Annotated in this window: 14 protein-coding genes; 5 read left to right on the top strand and 9 right to left on the bottom strand. The window is 70.7% G+C overall.

The features are described from left to right. The first annotated feature begins 50 nt into the window (after positions 1–50). Positions 51–1,418 (top strand): hypothetical protein, encoded by a 1,368-nt coding sequence (locus ACIPRD_RS00945; protein ID WP_401558845.1) that lies wholly within the window; start codon positions 51–53, stop codon positions 1,416–1,418. A gap of 125 nt (positions 1,419–1,543) precedes the next feature. On the opposite strand, the gene ACIPRD_RS00940 is transcribed toward ACIPRD_RS00945, so the two are convergent. Further along, positions 1,544–2,146, bottom strand: a complete 603-nt coding sequence (locus ACIPRD_RS00940; RefSeq protein WP_356404081.1) for a YceI family protein — start codon at positions 2,144–2,146, stop codon at positions 1,544–1,546. 282 nt (positions 2,147–2,428) lie between these two features. Here ACIPRD_RS00940 and ACIPRD_RS00935 point away from each other — a divergent pair, with 282 nt between their 5' ends. The 3 genes from ACIPRD_RS00935 to ACIPRD_RS00925 all read left to right on the top strand — a co-directional run bounded on the left by ACIPRD_RS00935 (position 2,429) and on the right by ACIPRD_RS00925 (position 5,158). Further along, entirely contained in the window at positions 2,429–2,923 is a 495-nt protein-coding gene (locus tag ACIPRD_RS00935; RefSeq protein ID WP_356404083.1) for a hypothetical protein, read from the top strand. 393 nt (positions 2,924–3,316) lie between these two features. Beyond that, positions 3,317–4,912, top strand: coding sequence for an acyl-CoA carboxylase subunit beta (locus ACIPRD_RS00930; protein ID WP_356404085.1), 1,596 nt, complete (start codon positions 3,317–3,319; stop codon positions 4,910–4,912). A gap of 57 nt (positions 4,913–4,969) precedes the next feature. Then, entirely contained in the window at positions 4,970–5,158 is a 189-nt protein-coding gene (locus tag ACIPRD_RS00925) for an acyl-CoA carboxylase subunit epsilon (RefSeq protein ID WP_356404087.1), read from the top strand. Between the two features lie 153 nt (positions 5,159–5,311). On the opposite strand, the gene ACIPRD_RS00920 is transcribed toward ACIPRD_RS00925, so the two are convergent. From ACIPRD_RS00920 to ACIPRD_RS00885, 8 genes are all read right to left on the bottom strand, one after another. Then, positions 5,312–5,893 carry an ATP/GTP-binding protein gene (locus ACIPRD_RS00920; RefSeq protein ID WP_307622619.1) on the bottom strand — a complete coding sequence of 194 codons (582 nt, stop codon included), beginning with the start codon at positions 5,891–5,893 and terminating at the stop codon, positions 5,312–5,314. Then, the gene (locus ACIPRD_RS00915; RefSeq protein WP_356404090.1) at positions 5,874–6,446 is read right to left on the bottom strand and encodes a DUF742 domain-containing protein; all 573 of its coding nucleotides are present in this window, start codon (positions 6,444–6,446) and stop codon (positions 5,874–5,876) included. The genes ACIPRD_RS00920 and ACIPRD_RS00915 overlap by 20 nt, the downstream gene beginning before the upstream one ends. 94 nt (positions 6,447–6,540) lie before the next feature. Beyond that, positions 6,541–6,954, bottom strand: a complete 414-nt coding sequence (locus ACIPRD_RS00910) for a roadblock/LC7 domain-containing protein (protein ID WP_330460004.1) — start codon at positions 6,952–6,954, stop codon at positions 6,541–6,543. Positions 6,955–6,964: 10 nt separating this feature from the next. Beyond that, positions 6,965–10,219: a nitrate- and nitrite sensing domain-containing protein gene (locus tag ACIPRD_RS00905; RefSeq protein ID WP_356404093.1), complete on the bottom strand. Its 3,255-nt coding sequence runs from the start codon at positions 10,217–10,219 to the stop codon at positions 6,965–6,967. Between the two features lie 379 nt (positions 10,220–10,598). After that, a complete protein-coding gene (locus tag ACIPRD_RS00900; protein WP_356404095.1) occupies positions 10,599–11,174 on the bottom strand; it encodes an ATP/GTP-binding protein in 576 nt (191 codons plus the stop codon). Next, positions 11,155–11,553: a DUF742 domain-containing protein gene (locus tag ACIPRD_RS00895; protein ID WP_356404097.1), complete on the bottom strand. Its 399-nt coding sequence runs from the start codon at positions 11,551–11,553 to the stop codon at positions 11,155–11,157. Before ACIPRD_RS00895 ends, ACIPRD_RS00900 begins: the two co-directional genes overlap by 20 nt. Before the next feature lie 111 nt (positions 11,554–11,664). Next, complete coding sequence (locus ACIPRD_RS00890; protein WP_356404099.1) at positions 11,665–12,078, bottom strand: roadblock/LC7 domain-containing protein; 414 nt, start codon at positions 12,076–12,078, stop codon at positions 11,665–11,667. A gap of 9 nt (positions 12,079–12,087) precedes the next feature. Next, positions 12,088–16,005, bottom strand: a complete 3,918-nt coding sequence (locus tag ACIPRD_RS00885) for a nitrate- and nitrite sensing domain-containing protein (protein ID WP_401558836.1) — start codon at positions 16,003–16,005, stop codon at positions 12,088–12,090. Positions 16,006–16,564: 559 nt separating this feature from the next. On the opposite strand from ACIPRD_RS00885, the gene ACIPRD_RS00880 reads away from it, so the two are divergent. Continuing rightward, positions 16,565–16,756 (top strand): hypothetical protein, encoded by a 192-nt coding sequence (locus tag ACIPRD_RS00880; RefSeq protein WP_356404103.1) that lies wholly within the window; start codon positions 16,565–16,567, stop codon positions 16,754–16,756. Positions 16,757–17,388: the final 632 nt, after the last annotated feature.

Here is a 17,388-nt window from a genome sequence, read left to right as displayed (position 1 = left end):
GTATGGACGGATTCGGGATGGTTGAGGAGGCTTTCGGGTAGCTTCGAAGCATGAAGGCCGTCCCGCGGACCCGAAGCCTCCCGGCCCTGCTGCTGGCCGTACTCGCGCTGGCCGTCCTGGCCGCGCTCGCTCCCGGAGCGAGCGCGGCCACCGGCGTCTCCACGATCGGCGAGGCCCTGCGCAAGAGCCCCGTCTACGTCGACCCGGCGGCCTCCGGACAGCTGTCCGCGGCCGACGCCGACGCGCTGGCCCACCGCATCAAGGACGCGAACAAACCCCTGTTCGTCGCGGTCCTCCCGGCGGGCACCCCGACCGAGGGGCTCCTGGGCAAGGTGCGCACCGCCACCGGCGTCACGGGCCTGTACGCCCTCCGCGTCGGCGACCGCCTCTACGCCGGCTCCGACCCCTCGGTCATGCCGACGACCGCGCGCCGCAATCTGGTGGCCAGCGTCCAGGGCGAGGACACCAAGGCCCAGCTGACCGACTTCACCGACCGCGCCCTGGCCAACATGGGCGGCCGCGCGCCCGCGAGCTGGGGCACCGTGCACGGCGAGGGGGTGTCCACGACCGCCCTGATCGTCGCGGGCGCGGTCGTGGTGGCCGGCGGCGCGGGCGCCTACGCGCTGGTCCGGCGAGGCCGCCGGCGCCACGAGGAGGAGCAGCGGGCCGCGCTGGAGCGGCTGCGCGTCGTGGTGGACGAGGACATCACCGCCTTCGGCGAGGAACTCGACCGGCTGGACTTCCATCCCGCCGAGCCGGGTGCCGACGACGCCATGCGCGCGGACTACGAGCGCGCGCTGGACGCCTACGAGAACGCCAAGCGGCGGATGGCCGAGGCGAGCAGACCGGAGGACGTCCGCCCGGTCACCGAGGCGCTGGAGGACGGCCGCTTCTCGCTCACCGTACTGGCCGCCCGCCGCGCGGGCCGTCCGCTGCCCGAGCGGCGCCCGCCCTGCTTCTTCGACCCGCGCCACGGCCCGTCCGTGGCCGACGCCACCTGGATCCCGCCCGGCGGCAGCTCCCGGGAGGTCCCGGTCTGCGCCGCGGACGCGACCCGTCTGGCCGACGGCCGCGACCCGGTGGTCCGCGAGGTCGACACCGCCTACGGCCGCCGCCCCTACTGGGACGCGGGCCCCGCCTACGGCCCCTGGGCGGGCGGCTACTTCGGCGGCGGGATCCTTCCCGGCCTGCTCGTCGGCACCCTGCTGGGCAGCGCGATGGCCACCCCGTCCTACGCGGCCGACTACGGCAGCGGGTACGGCGACTTCGGCGGAGGCGGCTACGAGGGCGGCGACGTCTCCGGCGCGGACTTCGACCCCGGCGGCTTCGGCGACGACGGCGGCTTCGGTGACGGCGGCTTCGGCGGAGGCGACTTCGGGGGCGGGGATTTCGGCGGAGGCGATTTCGGCGGCAACTGAGGGACCGCGGGGGAGCGCCGGGGCTCAGCCGGCCCCTCCCGCACGAGCGCCCGCCCTTCCTTCTCGGGGAGGGGCGGGCGGGTGCGGATGCGCCCGGGGCGCGGGAGCCGGCGGGGGAGCGGGGGTCACGCCTTCTTGATGGCGGAGATGTCGAAGATCAGCTTGATCTTGTCGGAGACGAGGACGCCGCCCGTCTCCAGCGCCGCGTTCCAGGTCAGGCCCCAGTCGGAACGCAGGAGCTCGCTCTTGCCCTCGAAGCCGACACGCTCGTTGCCGAACGGGTCCTTCGCCGCGCCGTTGAACTCCAGGTCGATGGTGATCGGCTTGGTCACGCCGAGGATCGAGAGGTCACCGGTGATGCGGTAGTCGTCGCCGCCCAGGTGCTCCGCCTTGGTGGAGCGGAAGGCCATGACCGGGAACTCGTCGGTGCGGAAGAAGTCGGCGGACTTCAGGTGGGTGTCACGGTCGGGGTTGCCGGTGTCGATGCTGTCCATCTGGACGTCGAGGGTGGCGGAGGACTTCGCGGGCTCGGCACCGTCGAGGTGCAGCGTGCCGGAGAAGTCCGTGAAGCCGCCCTTGACGTTGGTGATCATCGCGTGGCGGGCCACGAAGCCGATCGTGGTGTGCGCGGGGTCGATGGTGTAGTCGCCGGTCAGCGCGGAGAGGTCCGCGGCGGGCACGCCGGAGGCGGTGGGGGCGGCGGTTTCCTTGCGGCTGAAGATACCCATGAGGTGCTCCTTGGAGAGGTCTTGCGGCGGGGTGCGGGGGATGCGCGGCACGGGTGCGGAGGGCCGCGCGCCGATTCTGTTTAACGTTCAACGAAACCGACGGATACGACCGTAGACCCTTTCGGTTCAATATTCAACATCATCCGCAGAGTGTTCTCAGGGTAACGCACAGTGATGTCGTACGCCCTCTGGCGGACGCGCGTAGAACTCGGGCACCATCTGCATGCACCACCTGCACAGCCGCCCCACAGGACGCTCGGCCAACCGCAGGAAGGTTCCCCCATGAAGCTCCGCTCCGCCGTGACCGCGCTCGCGCTCGTCGTCGCCCCCGGTGTCGCCGTCGTCGGTACCGCCACCGATGCCTTCGCCGTCACCAAGATCAGCCAGGCCACCGCCGAATCGATGTTCCGCTCGTCCGGGATCACCTGGTCGTCGTCGGGCGGCTGCACCAACCGCAACAACTCGACCTGTACGTCCTTCGACCAGCTCAACCTCGCCACCGCGCAGGGCGCCCAGACCCTGAAGAGCTCCAGCGGCTGCGCCCTCAACATCACCGGGGGGACCGAGACCGGCCACGCCTCCGGCACCTACTCGCACTGGAACGGCTACAAGCTCGACTACGGCAAGAACACGTGCATCACCAACTACATCAAGAACAGCTTCACTTACATCGGTCTGCGCGGCGACGGCTACCCGCAGTGGCAGGCGGCCTCCGGCAACCTCTACGCCGACGAGGGCAGCCACTGGGACGCGACGTACTACACCTGCGGCTGCTGATCCCCCGGGATCGGTGACGGCCGCGCGAGCGGCAGGCGGCGCCCCGGACCCGACCGGGGCGCCTCCGCCGCGTCCGCGGCAGGCGGTACGGTGGGGGTCGCCGCCTCGCGGCCCTCGCGCCGCCCCGCCGCGCACCCTCCCGGACGCCCGCGGACTCTTTCGGCGGGCACCCGTCCGAGGCCCCGTTTTCACTCCGGCGATGGCATGTGGGCTCTCGGAGTGAGCTCACTCACGGGTGATGCCTTTGTGGCACCCCTACAACGGCAGTGGCCCCTGAGCAGTCGGAACGGCTGCATGTTGGTGTGGTTCTGTTCAGTGCTACCAGGAAAACGCTCCGGAGACTGTACGGAGTCGACGGCTCGCAATCCGCGGTGCTCTTCGTAAGGTCACTACATGACCGTTTTGGAAGAGACGAAGGGTGAGCCGACGGCCGAGCCGGCGGACGCGCGCGGCCGGGTCGCCGAGCTGCACGAGATCCGCGCCCAGGCCGTGGCGGGTCCCAGCGAGAAGGCGACCGCGGCACAGCACGCCAAGGGCAAGCTGACGGCCCGCGAGCGCATCGAGCTGCTCCTCGACTCCGGCTCCTTCCAGGAGGTCGAGCAGCTGCGCCGGCACCGGGCGACCGGGTTCGGCCTGGAGGCGAAGAAGCCCTACAGCGACGGTGTCATCACCGGCTGGGGCACGGTCGAGGGCCGCACGGTCTTCGTCTACGCCCACGACTTCCGGATCTTCGGCGGCGCGCTGGGCGAGGCCCACGCCACCAAGATCCACAAGATCATGGACATGGCCATCGCGGCCGGTGCCCCCCTGGTCTCCCTGAACGACGGCGCGGGCGCCCGTATCCAGGAGGGCGTCTCCGCCCTCGCCGGCTACGGCGGCATCTTCCAGCGCAACACGAAGGCCTCGGGTGTCATCCCGCAGATCTCCGTGATGCTCGGCCCCTGCGCGGGCGGCGCGGCCTACAGCCCCGCCCTGACGGACTTCGTCTTCATGGTCCGCGAGACCTCGCAGATGTTCATCACCGGTCCGGACGTCGTGAAGGCGGTCACCGGCGAGGAGATCACCCAGAACGGCCTCGGCGGCGCGGACGTGCACGCCGAGACCTCGGGTGTGTGCCACTTCGCCTACGACGACGAGGAGACGTGCATCGCCGAGGTGCGCTACCTCCTGTCGATGCTGCCGCAGAACAACCGCGAGAACCCGCCCCGCGCCGAGTCCGGCGACCCGGTGGACCGCCGCGGCGACGCCCTGCTCGACCTGGTCCCGGCCGACGGCAACCGGCCGTACGACATGACCAAGGTCATCGAGGAGATCGTCGACGACGGCGAGTACCTCGAGGTGCACGAGCGCTGGGCCCGCAACATCATCTGCGCCCTCGCCCGGCTGGACGGCCAGGTCGTCGGCATCGTCGCCAACCAGCCCCAGGTCCTCGCGGGCGTGCTGGACATCGAGGCGAGCGAAAAAGCTGCGCGCTTTGTCCAGATGTGTGACGCTTTCAATATCCCGATCGTCACCTTCCTGGACGTCCCCGGATTCCTCCCCGGTGTCGACCAGGAGCACGGCGGAATCATCCGTCACGGCGCGAAGCTCCTCTACGCCTACTGCAACGCGACCGTCCCGAGGATCTCCCTGATCCTGCGCAAGGCCTACGGCGGCGCCTACATCGTGATGGACAGCCAGTCCATCGGAGCCGACCTGACGTACGCCTGGCCGACGAACGAGATCGCCGTCATGGGCGCCGAAGGTGCCGCCAACGTCATCTTCCGCCGTCAGATCGCCGAGGCCGAGGACCCCGAGGCGATGCGGCAGAAGATGGTCAAGGAGTACAAGGCCGAGCTCATGCACCCGTACTACGCGGCGGAGCGCGGCCTGGTGGACGACGTCATCGACCCCGCGGAGACCCGCGAGGTCCTCGTCAAGTCCCTGTCGATGCTGCAGTCGAAGCACGCCGACCTGCCCTCGCGCAAGCACGGCAACCCGCCGCAGTAACCGACCGGACCGGCCGCGGAAACCCCGCGGACTCCTCTCTCACGGAGATTGACACCCATGAACCTGCCTGACATCCGCGTCGAGAAGGGCCACGCCGACCCCGAGGAGGTCGCCGCCATCACGGCCGTGCTCCTCGCCCGCGCCGCCGCCCAGCCGGCCCCTCAGGCCCACCGCGGCCGCCCCCGCGCGGGCTGGCGCCGCCTGGAGCGCGAGCCCGGCTTCCGCGCCCCGCACAGCTGGCGCTGAGTCTCTCTCCGAGCCCGTCCGAAGGCCCCGCCCCTCCCCTCAGGGAGGAGCGGGGCCTTCGCCGTACCGGGATCCGCCCCGGGCACGCCGGAGGCGCGGGTACGGCGAAGGGGCCCTCTCCGGGAGGAGAGGGCCCCTTCGGGGGAGACCGGATTACCGCAGGCGGGCCATGAGGGCGTGCTCGACCAGAGTGATCAGCGCGCTCTTGGCGTCCGCGCGGTGGCGGGCGTCCGTGGTGATGATCGGCGTGTCGGGGCCGATCTGGAGCGCCTCGCGCACCTCGTCCGGCTGGTACGGCTGGCTGCCGTCGAAGCCGTTGAGGGCGATGACGAACGGCAGACCCGAGTTCTCGAAGTAGTCGACCGCGGGGAAGCAGTCGGCGAGACGCCGGGTGTCGACCAGGACGATCGCGCCGATGGCGCCGCGTACGAGGTCGTCCCACATGAACCAGAAACGGTCCTGACCGGGGGTACCGAAGAGGTACAGGATCAGGTCCTGGTCCAGGGTGATACGACCGAAGTCCATGGCGACCGTGGTCGTCTTCTTGTCACCGGTGTGGGTCAGGTCGTCGATGCCCGCGGACGCGGACGTCATGACGGCCTCGGTACGCAGCGGGTTGATCTCCGAGACGGCGCCGACGAACGTGGTCTTGCCCACGCCGAAGCCGCCCGCCACCACGATCTTCGCGGACGTGGTGGAGCGGGAAGGCCCTCCGCTAGAGCTTGCGAAGTCCACTGAGCACCCTTTCGAGCAAAGTCACGGCTGGCTGGCCACCGGCGTTCTCGTCGCCGCCGGGCTGATGGATGGCGACCAGGCCCGCCTCCGCCAAGTCGGCGACGAGGATCCTGGCCACGCCGAGGGGGATCGTGAGGAGGGCCGAGACCTCGGCCACCGACTTGATCTCCCGGCACAGGTTGCAGATCCGCTGATGCTCGGGCAGCTGGCCCTGCATCTGGTGCGGAGCGGCGGTGGTGTGCACCAGCGCCTCGATGGCGAGCTGGTAGCGCGGGCGCGTCCGGCCGCCGGTCATGGCGTACGGGCGCACCAAGGGGTTGCTGGCCCCCGCCGGAGCGGACGCCGGCTCGGAACGGCGCGGGGGCGGCTGTACCGGCTGGATCCGAGGCGCGGCCGGCTGCTCGTACGGCGAGGGACCGGGTCCCGGTGCGTACGGCTGCTGGTGGCCAGGGGCGGAGGGGAAGTTGTACGGGTTCGCCGAGCCGTCGTTCTGACCCTGAACAGGTCCGTACGACCAATTGCCCGAAGACGATCCGCCTGGGGGTGTTGCCACTTTCTCCTCCTCCGACTGTGCCGGGCACCCATCGCTGTGGAGCCGCGTCCCGAAACCTTACGGCCCTGGGACGCGAACCCGCACCGTCCGATTGCTAGTTGAGAAGGCTTCCCTGGAGCTCCGCACGGAGATCCGGGGTGAGGACCGTGCCCGCGCGGTCCACCAGAAGGGCCATCTCGTACCCAATGAGACCGATGTCCGCTTCGGGGTGGGCAAGAACCGCGAGAGCGGAACCGTCGGATACGGACATGAGGAAGAGGAATCCTCGCTCCATCTCCACAACTGTCTGGTTCACGGCACCTCCCTCGAAGATCCGGGAGGCGCCTGCCGTCAGAGACGTCAGACCGGAGGCGACGGCCGCGAGCTGGTCGGCGCGGTCGCGGGGGAAGCCTTCGGACATTGCCAGAAGGAGTCCATCGGCGGAGACCACCACGGTGTGGGACACCCCCGGGGTGTTGTCCACGAAGTTGGTGATCAACCAGTTCAGGTTCTGTGCCGCCTGGCTCATCGGGCTCACACTAACGCTCCTGGTTGTAGGTGCTGTCAGGACCGAAGCCCTGGCCGTTCGTTTCACTGCCTGCGCTGCGTCCGCGCTGGACGCCCCGACGCAGGTTGCTCAGTCGGCCCCGGACGTCCTCCGGGGCGCGGGAGACCTGGGGGCCTCCCTGGGGGGTGGTCTCCGCGGCGCCCTCGACCAGATTGGCCTTGGGCACCCGCCGCGGCAGGCCGGAGGAGGTGACCCCGCCCGCCTTGGGCTTCCGCAGCTGCGAGGCCTGCTGCCAGCGCTCGTCGTTCGCCGAACGCCAGTCGCTGTCACCGCCGTCGTTGTCGGCCGGAGAGTTCGCCGGCGCGGGGGCCGGCGTCTCCGCCCGCATGGGCGCCGTACCGTTCGAGCCGCTCGCCCCGTGGGAACCGTTCGCGAGAGGACCCCGGCGGGGCAGCCCGGCATCGGTCATCCGGTGGGGGGTGGAGGGGGACGGGCCCGGTCGGTCGAAGCCTACGCGGTTCCGCTCGTCCACGTCACCGGCCTGCGGTGATTCCGCTTCCGGAGCGTACTGGGCCGGGTAGCCGTTCTGGAACCCGGCGTCGTTCTGGAAGCCGTTCTGCTGCGGCCAGTCGTCCTGAGCGGGCTCCGCGAACGCGGGGTCGGGATAGCCGCCGCCGGCCTGGAAGCCGTCGTTCTGCGCCATCCCGCCGTTCGGCGCGAAGTACTGGTCGTCGTACGGCTTTTCGTACGACTCCTGCTGCTGCTCCTGGTACGCCTGCTGGGGCTGCTCCTGGTACGCCTGCTGCCCGTCGAACGCACCGGGCTGCGCCGGCTGCTCGTTGTACCCGGTGGTGCTGCCGTCGTAGCCGGTCTGCCGCGCCCCGAACTCGTCGGGGTACGCCTGCTGCGGCTGGTCGGACTGCGGTCCGTGGGTCTGGGCCTCCAGCGCCGCGCGGCGGTCGCCGCGGCTGAGCGAGCGGTTGACCGGGTCCAGGTCGCGGATGTCGTCCGGGACCTCGTAGCGGCTGTCGTCGAAGCCCAGTTCGGCGGCGGTGCGCAGCTGAGGCTGCTGCGGCTGCGGCTGGTTGAAGCTCTCACCCTGGAACTGCTGCTCCGGGATGATCTGGGAGACCGTGAACTCCTCGCGGTCCAGCTGCGTCTCGCCACCGCCACCGTGGGTGATCGCGTCCGGCAGCATGACCAGGGAGGTCGTACCGGCCTGCTCGCCCGAGGGGCGGAGCTGGACACGGATGCCGTGCCGGTCGGACAGCCGGCCGACCACGAACAGACCCATGCGCTGGGAGATCGCGGCGTCCACGGTCGGCGGGTTCGCCAGCTTGTGGTTGATGTCCGCGAAGTCCTCGGCGGTGAGGCCGATGCCCTTGTCGTGGATCTCGATCATCACGCGGCCGTCGGGAAGACGGGTCGCGGTGACGCGGACCTTGGTCTGCGGGGAGGAGAACGTGGTGGCGTTCTCCAGCAGCTCGGCGAGCAGGTGCACGAGGTCGGTGACCGCGCGGCCGTGGATCTCGGCCTCCGGGACGCCGGACAGCTCGATGCGCTCGTACTGCTCCACCTCGGAGGAGGCGGCGCGCAGGACGTCGACCAGCGGGACCGGCTGGTCCCAGCGGCGGCCCGGCTCCTCGCCGGCGAGGACGAGGAGGTTCTCGCCGTTGCGGCGCATACGGGTCGCGAGGTGGTCCAGCTTGAAGAGGTTCTCCAGCTGGTCCGGGTCGGCCTCGTTGTTCTCCAGGTCGGTGATCAGGGTCAGCTGACCCTCGATGAGCGACTGGTTGCGGCGCGACAGGTTGGTGAAGATCGCGTTGATGTTGCCCCGCAGCAGGGCCTGCTCGGCGGCGAGCCGGACCGCCTCGCGGTGGACCTGGTCGAAGGCGCGGGCGACCTCGCCGATCTCGTCCTTGGTGTGGATCGGGATCGGGGCGACCCGGGTGTCGACCCGGCCGGGGTCGGTGCGGGAGAGCTGGTCGACCAGCATCGGCAGACGCTGCTCGGCGATGCCGAACGCGGCGTTGCGCAGCTGGCGCATCGAGCGGCTCATCTGGCGGGCGACGTTACCGGCCAGGAAGAAGGCGAGCAGCAGCGCGAGGACGACGGCCGCACCGGTGATGAGCGCCGAGGTCTTGGCGTCGTCGGCGATGCCGGAGGCCTCGGTCACGGCCTTGTCGGACATGTCCGACTCGATCGACCCGTAGGCGTCGAACTTGAGGGTGTTGACCGCCCACCAGTTGGCGGGGGTGATGCCCTGGGTGGCCGCCAGCTGCTGGCGCTCCGTGGGGTCGGCGGTCTTCAGCGAGGCGAGCGCGACCACCATCGCCTGCGGGTTGGCCGGCGGCGGGACATAGTTCGGGTCCTTGGCCTTGGCTTCCTTGGCCAGCTCCGTGGCCTTGGCCGTGACGTCCTGCGTCTCGGCGTTGAGCCGGTCGGCGTCGGCCTGGGTGCCACCGCCGAGGTACTCCTCGGAGGCGATGCCCTCCAGGTAGGCGTACGAGGCGAGGGCCGTGCGCTGGCTGGTCAGACCCGGCTGGTCCGGACCCGGCTTGATCAGCATGTGCATGCCGATCGAACGTTCGAGGGAGAGCGCGGCCTTGGTCAGCGAGATCGCGTAGACGGTACGGCCGTAGGACGTGATGTTGCCGGTACCCAGACCGAGCTCGTTGGCGAACTCCATCAGCGGGTGGGCGATCTTGACGTAGCCCTCTTCGGTCTGCACACCGGGGAACTTCGACGTGTACGCGTCCTGGCGCAGCGTCTGCAGGTCGGGCTCGGTGTCGCTGAAGAGCTTCAGACGGCGGTCCAGGCCGGCGGTGTGCGGAGCGTCCTGCGCGACCTGGTGGAAGACCGTGGCGGCCTTGTCGGTCCTGGCGCGGATCCCGGCCACCGCCTGCTTGTCGGCAGCGGTCTCCAGCTTGCCCTTCAGCAGGTACTGAGCGGTCATGTCCCGCTCGTTGTACAGCTGGTTCGCGTAGGAGAGCGACGCCTGCACCAGGCGCGCGGTCTTCTCCGCGTCCTGTGCGTCCTGCCAGGTGTCGATCGAGCTCTTCACCTGGAAGCCGCCCATGACCAGGCCGACCGCCACGGGTATGAGCAGGATCGCGTTCAGGCGGGTCGGCACTCTCCAGTTGCGCGGGGAGAAACGGCCTCCGCTCGACGCGGGGGGTTCCTCCGGCTCAGCGCTGGGTACAACTGGGCTTGGCGCCGCAGCGCGCGGCGGCGGGGTGAAGTTGCCCCGCGCCGACGGCTCGGGACCGTTCTTGCTTCGCCTCACTCGACCAACAACCTCTCGGCGGGTCGGCACCTTCGACGTGCCGCAGTCTCTCAGAGCCCCTTTTGTCGTCGACGGCTCAGTACGACGTCGACCAACGGGCAGTTCAGGCATTCCAGCACGTGGACCAGCGCAGTTCCAAACGTTGGAGAGCGCCGGACCATGCCCTTGTACGTCCCAGATAAAACGGTCATAAAGAGCGAGCCCCGCCAAATGGCGGGACGTTTGTGCGCGGACAGGCATCGTGCGACCGCGTCGCGTGGCCGATGCCCGCCGATTCCTCTGCCGAACTGTTATGAACACCGGAGCCGACCGTGTCAAAGGCCACAGTCGGCTCCAGGTCTTCTACGACAACTGCCGTATGGCAAGTCCCACTTGAGGGTCAGCGCAGGCGGGCCATGAGGGCGTGCTCGACCAGAGTGATCAGCGCGCTCTTGGCGTCCGCGCGGTGGCGGGCGTCCGTGGTGATGATCGGGGCGTCCGGACCGATCTGGAGCGCCTCGCGCACCTCCTCCGGCGTGTACGGCTGGCTGCCGTCGAAGCCGTTGAGGGCGATGACGAACGGCAGACCGGAGTTCTCGAAGTAGTCGACCGCGGGGAAGCAGTCGGCGAGACGCCGGGTGTCGACCAGGACGATCGCGCCGATGGCGCCGCGTACGAGGTCGTCCCACATGAACCAGAAGCGGTCCTGACCGGGGGTACCGAAGAGGTACAGGATCAGGTCCTGGTCCAGGGTGATACGACCGAAGTCCATGGCGACCGTGGTCGTCTTCTTGTCACCGGTGTGGGTCAGGTCGTCGATGCCCGCGGACGCGGACGTCATGACGGCCTCGGTACGCAGCGGGTTGATCTCCGAGACGGCGCCGACGAACGTGGTCTTGCCCACGCCGAAGCCGCCCGCCACCACGATCTTCGCGGAGGTGGTGGTCCGGCCCGAGTCAGAGCTTGCGAAGTCCACTGAGCACCCTTTCGAGCAGCGTCACATCAGGAGCGCCGCCGTTGTTCTCGTCGCCACCAGGCTGGTGGATGGCGACCAGGCCGGCCTCGGCGAGGTCGGCCACCAGGATCCGGGCCACACCGAGCGGCATGGTCAGCAGCGCGGAGACCTCCGCGACCGACTTGACCTCGCGGCACAGGTGGCAGATGCGCTGATGCTCCGGGAGCATCCCCATGAGCGCTGCCGGATCGGCCGTGGTGCTGATCAGCGCCTCGATGGCGAGCTGATAGCGCGGCCGGGTCCGGCCACCGGTCATCGCGTAGGGGCGAACCAGCGGCTGGTCGCCCTCATCTCCGTACGGTTCCGCGTACGGATCATGAGAGGCGGTGGGCGGGGTCATGAATCCTCCGGGCGGGACAGCAAGTTGGTCAGTCGTGCCGTCTGACGGGGCCGGTGGGGGGATTGTGGCGGCCGGACGGTGGTTTTGTGAGGTGGGTGGTGCCGGGGCGGGTCAGTGGAGCAGACTGCCTTGGAGTTCGGCGCGCAGATCCGGAGTGAGTACCGCGCCCGCACGCTCGACGAGCAGTGTCATCTCGTAGCCGACGAGGCCGATGTCGCACTCGGGGTGGGCCAGGACCGCGAGGGACGACCCGTCCGAGACGGACATGAGGAAGAGGAACCCGCGTTCCATCTCCACGACGGTCTGCGCGACGCTGCCGCCCTCGAAGATCCGGGAGGCCCCGGCCGTCAGGGAGGTAAGCCCGGACGCGACTGCCGCCAGCTGGTCGGCGCGGTCACGCGGGAAACCCTCGGACATCGCCAGCAAGAGGCCGTCGGCGGAGACCACCACTGTGTGGGACACCCCCGGGGTGTTGTCCACGAAGTTGGTGATCAACCAGTTCAGGTTCTGTGCCGCCTGGCTCATCGGACTCAACTAACGCTCCTGCTGGTGAGTGGGGCTCGGGAAGCTGCCGGTCTGGCCGCCGCCGGCCTGACGGCCCTGAGCGATACCCCGACGGAGATTGGTCAGACGGCCGCGTACGTCATCAGGCGCACGCGAGACCTGCGGACCGCTCTGCTGCTGTTGCTGTTGCTGCTGTGCCGCCCCCGGGACGAGGTTCGCCCGGGGCACCCGGCGCGGAAGGCCGGAGGTCGTGATGCCGCCCGCCGCGGGCTGCCTGACACGCTCCGCCTGCCGGACGAGTTCGTCGTTCGGAGACGTGCGCCAGGAGCCGTTGGCCTGGGCGGAGGGGGAGGCGGAACGCTGCGGGGCGGCCGCGGGGGCGGCCGTCTGCTGCGCCTGCTGCTGCGCGGGAGCCGCCTGCTGCTCCTGCGGACCGCCGTGGAACCAGTTGGTCTCCAGGTTGTCGTACAGCGGGGTACGACCGTCGCCCTGGCTCGGAGCCGCCGGGAGCGCCCAGTTGTCGGCCGGGCGCGCCTGGTTGTCCTGGCGCTGCGGGGCCGCCTGGCGCTGGGCGCCGAAGTCACCCTGAACGCCGGGCTGCGGACGCTCGTACTGACCGGTGTCCGACGGGTTCTGGGCGGGACGGCCCGGCAGCGCGTGCTGTCCGGTGGAGCCCGCGTCGTAACCGCCGTCGTACGCCTGGGGAGCGGCGAACTGGCCCGTGTGGTGCTGCTGGTCCTGTGCGCCGCCGTACTGCTGCTCCTGCGGGACCGCGAACTGGCCCGTGTGGTGCTGCTGGTCCTGTGCGCCGCCGTACTGGCCCGCGTGCTGCTGCTCCTGCGGAGCGGCGAACTGGCCGGTGTGGTGCGGCTGGTGCGCGGGCGCCGGCGTGCCGAACAGGTCGGGGCGCTGGAACTGGCCGCTGTTGTCCTGCTGGGCGTACTGGTTGCCCTGCGGGGTGCCGGGCCGCTGGAACTGGCCCGTCTGCTGCGACTGGTCCGCGCCGGGACGGGCGAACTGGCCGGTTTCCTGAGGGCCGTTGTAACCGTTCAGGTCGCCACGGGCGAACTCGCCGGTGGAGGACGGGTCCTGGCCCGCGCCGATGCGAGGCATCTCCGCGGTCGCGCCCGGACCCTGCCGGTCGTCGACGCGCGGCATGCGCCCGGTGCGGCCCGGGGCCTGCTCGTCGTGGCCGCGCGGAGCGTCCAGCGAGGCACGCGAGACCGGAGCCTGGCCGGTGTCGCCCCACTCCGGGGTGCGCTGCTGCGGACCGCCGGGCAGCTCGGCCCGCGGGCCGCCGCGCGGCGGCAGCTGGGGCTGACGGTTCTGGTCGTTGCCGCCACCGCGCTGCGCGGCCGGACCGCGGCCGCCGAAGGCGTCCTGCTGCGGACCGCCGGTGCCTGCGGACTGGAGACCCTGCGGGGCACCCGGCGTCTGGCCGGCGCCGAAACCGCCGGCGCCTCCGGGAGCCTGCCGGTTCTGCTGGCCCTGCTGGCCCGCGCCGGGACCCTGCTGGCCGCGGGCACCGCCCGGAGCACCCGGGCCCGCCGGACGGCCGCCCTGGCCGGTGCCGGGCAGCGCGGCCCGGGGACCCTGGCCGGCGCCGACCTGGCCGCGCGGGCCGGGACCGGCGGTGAGACGTCCGCCGCCGGCGGGCGGGACGCCGAGAGCGCCGCCCTTGCCGCCGTTGTTGCGGCGGGCCGCCGCGGCACCCGCGGCAGCCTGCGCGGCGGCGGGGCCACCGCTCGACACGGGCGCGCCGGGCTTGCCGGGAACGGGCTTCTTGCCGCCCTGGGCCACGTCGACGGGCAGCATGACCAGCGCGGTCGTACCACCGGAGTCGGACGGGCGGAGCTGGATGCGGATGCCGTGACGCTGCGACAGACGGCCGACCACGAACAGACCCATGCGGCGGGAGACCGACACGTCCACGGTGGGCGGCGCGGCGAGGCGCTCGTTGATCGCGGCGAGGTCCTCGGGGGACAGACCGATACCGGTGTCGTGGATCTCGATCAGCACACGGCCGTCGGGCAGCGCGTGACCGGTGACCTTGACCTTGGTCTGCGGCGAGGAGAACGAGGTGGCGTTCTCGAGCAGCTCGGCGAGGAGGTGCACGAGGTCGTTGACGACGCGGCCGGCGACCTCGGTGGTCGGCACCGAGGCCAGCTCGATGCGCTCGTACTGCTCCACCTCGGACGCGGCGGCGCGGAGCACGTCGACCAGCGGGACCGGGCGGGTCCAGCGCCGGCCGGGCTCCTCACCGGCGAGGACGAGGAGGTTCTCACCGTTACGGCGCATACGCGTCGCGAGGTGGTCGAGCTTGAAGAGCGAGGACAGCTGGTCCGGGTCGGCCTCGCGGGACTCCAGTTCGGAGATGAGCGAGAGCTGACGCTGGATGAGGCCCTGGGAACGGCGCGAGAGGTTGGTGAACATCGCGTTGACGTTGCCCCGGAGGAGGGCCTGCTCGGCGGCGAGGCGGACGGCCTCGCGGTGCACGTCGTCGAAGGCCGCGGCCACCTGGCCGATCTCGTCCCGGGAGTGCACACCGACCGACTCCACGGACGTGTCGACGTCCTGCGGGTCGGACTCGGACAGCTGCTTGACCAGCTCGGGCAGACGGTCCTGGGCGACCTTGGTGGCGGTCTCCTGCAGGCGGCGCAGCGAGCGGATCATGGAGCGCGCCACGACGAAGGCGCCGACCAGCGAGACGCCCAGCACCAGCAGGATCAGCGCACCGGAGATGATGGCTTCCTGCTCGGAGGTGGACTTCAGCTCACGGGCCTTCTGCTCCATCTGCTCCAGCAGCTGGCGCTCGATGTTCTTCATCTGCTGGATCTTGGTGGTGCTGTCGTCCACCCAGTCCAGGTACGAGCGGACCTGCTGGCCGGCCAGACCGTCGCGGCTCTCGAAGGTGCGCTTCGCGTAGCTGTCCGAGGCCTGGATGATCGAGTTGGTGCCGTCGATCGGCTGGAGCAGGACCTCGGCGTCCTTGTCGGAGTAGATCTGCCGGAAGATGTTGAGCTCGGAGGCCTCGCTGTCGTACGCCGACTGGCCGTACAGGCGGTCGTTCTCCGAGAGCTTGGCGGCGGTGGTGCGCGGGTTGGTCGGCAGCGCCGCGGCGATGACGGCCCGCTGCACCGACGCGTACTCCTTGGCGGTGGAGAACGCCGCCAGGGCGCGGGTGCGCTGGATCATCTCGGGGTTGCTGGACGCCTCGGCCATGTCCTGCGAGAGGCCGATCAGCTGGGTGATCAGCCGGTGGTAGGCCTCGACGGTCTGCGTCGAGTTCTGCGGCGAGGTGTAGGCGTCGTGGCGGATGCGCTCGAGGTTGTCGAGCTGTCCGACCAGACCGACCAGGGCGTCACGGACACCCTGGAGGTTGCCGTCCTTGCTCGCCGAGTCGATGGTCTCGGCGGAGGTCTTGAACGTGTCCTCGGCGCGGTCGGTCTTCTGCCGCAGACCCTTGATGGAGTAGTTGTTCGCCGCCAGGCCGTGGCTCAGCGGACCGGCGGACTGGTCGCGCTCGTCCTGGAGCGCGGCGGCCAGCTCGGTCGCCTGCTGGGTCATCTCCGTCAGCAGCTGCATGTTGTCGAGCTGCTGGATGTCGTTCATGGAGTCGCCGATACGCAGCGCGCCCAGCGACGTGGCCGCGACCACGGGCAGGGCGAGCAGCGACACCAGGCGCGTGGAGATGCGCCAGTTGCGCAGTGCCATGCGCGAACCGGGTCCTGGGACCCCCTTGGCGGCGGTGGTGACCGGCGTCGGACTCACCGGCCCCGAGGCACCCGCCGAGGCGGAGGTGCCGGCGCGCCCGGAGCGCTCGCCACCGTCACTGGACGGGGTCGTACCCGGGCCCTGGGCGTGCTGGGGCGAGGAGCCGCGGTCGGTCCCGCCGTGCGGCTCCGGCTCCGCCGAAGCGCTGCCATCCCTCTTGAAACGTCCCTGCACTAGCGTCGCAACCTCTGGACCAGGCGCCCCCCCGCGTGAACGAAGGGACACGGTGTCGGCGTCGTGGAGAGCGCCCTGAATACGCCCCCCAAATGGTCTTGAGTGGCCGGCGCAGCATTCCCCCAGCCCGCCGCCACTCGGCGCTGCGTTGCGCCCCCTGCGCGCCGGCTCGATCCCGCGGCGGTTCCGAGGAATTCCAGCACAGTGCAGGATCTCCAACAAGGGCCGTGGCCCGAGGTGTGCTCTCTGTCACAGAAAGTGAGGGGTGGGCAACGGTGCGTACAGGCTGTTCCGGTTCAAAAGGGGGCGTACCTCTGCGAGTCGACGCGCTGTGACGGGTGTCCCAGTCGCCATGATCAGGAGCGGAATGGCGGCTTCAGTGGCCCAATGTCCCTTTCGTGCAGGACGGTTGAGGGTCCGAGTTGACCGGTTTGTACTCGCGGGCGTGAGCAAACTCACACGTCGATCAAGGGCAGTTCACGGCTCTGGCGGCGAATCGGATGTTTAGCCTGGCGCTTTACAGGATGACCTGATCTGCCGAGCCCACAGGACGACAACGGTGAAGACGACGATGATGTTCCGCAACATAGCCAACCCGCGGCGCACGACGCTGGCGCACCTCGACGACGCCGGCGAGCTGCAGATCCCGGAGCTGCCGGAGCACTCCATCGACCTCCCGGCCCAGACCGCCAACCCCCGCCGCACCATCCTGATGGAGATCCCGGCCGGCGCCGGCGTCGCCGCCGAGTAGCCGAGCGGCCCCGACGGTCCGAGAGCGCGGCCCGGAAGATCACGCACCTGGCGTGGTCCTCCGGGCCGCGCTCCTTTTGTTCCCGCCCCCTGGCGTCCGTCTGGTTGTTCCCGCCCCCTGGCGCCCGTCTGGCGTCCGTCGTGGGGCACCCGTGCGCGGCGGACCTTCCGTGCCGGCCCCTCTCCCCTTCATACAGGTGGCCCAGCGGCACAAAGACGCTTCCGGCGTCTTCCCGGCCCCGCTCATCCCGGGCGGGGGAAAGCCCGGCCCCTTTCCCCCGCCCCGGCCGGGAATGCGGGGCGCGGGCCACCGGACCCCTATTCCTTACCGTCGTCGCCATGAACGGTCCTCCGCCACGGAAAAGACCCGCGGAGCTTCCCGGGCGGCCGGACGGGCAGCCTGATGGGCGGGCCGCCGGCCGGACGGGCGGGCGGCCGGTCGGACGGGCGGAGGGTGTGCGGCATCGCGACGGGGCCGGACGGCCGGACGCCCTGACGGTCCCGGGCGGAGCCGGAGGCGTGCCCCGTGCCGGGCCCGGTCCGGCGGCACCCCTGGGGCCCCGCCCCCCTGAGCCCCGGCCCCCGGAGCCTCCCGGCCGGAGCGTCCCGCCCCCTGGGGGCCCGGAAGTGATT

The sequence above is a fragment of the Streptomyces sp. NPDC090108 genome, from assembly GCF_044747185.1.
In the GTDB taxonomy this organism is placed as follows: domain Bacteria; phylum Actinomycetota; class Actinomycetes; order Streptomycetales; family Streptomycetaceae; genus Streptomyces.
Note: the sequence above shows the minus strand (reverse complement) of the source record. Positions and strands in the feature narration are given on the sequence as shown.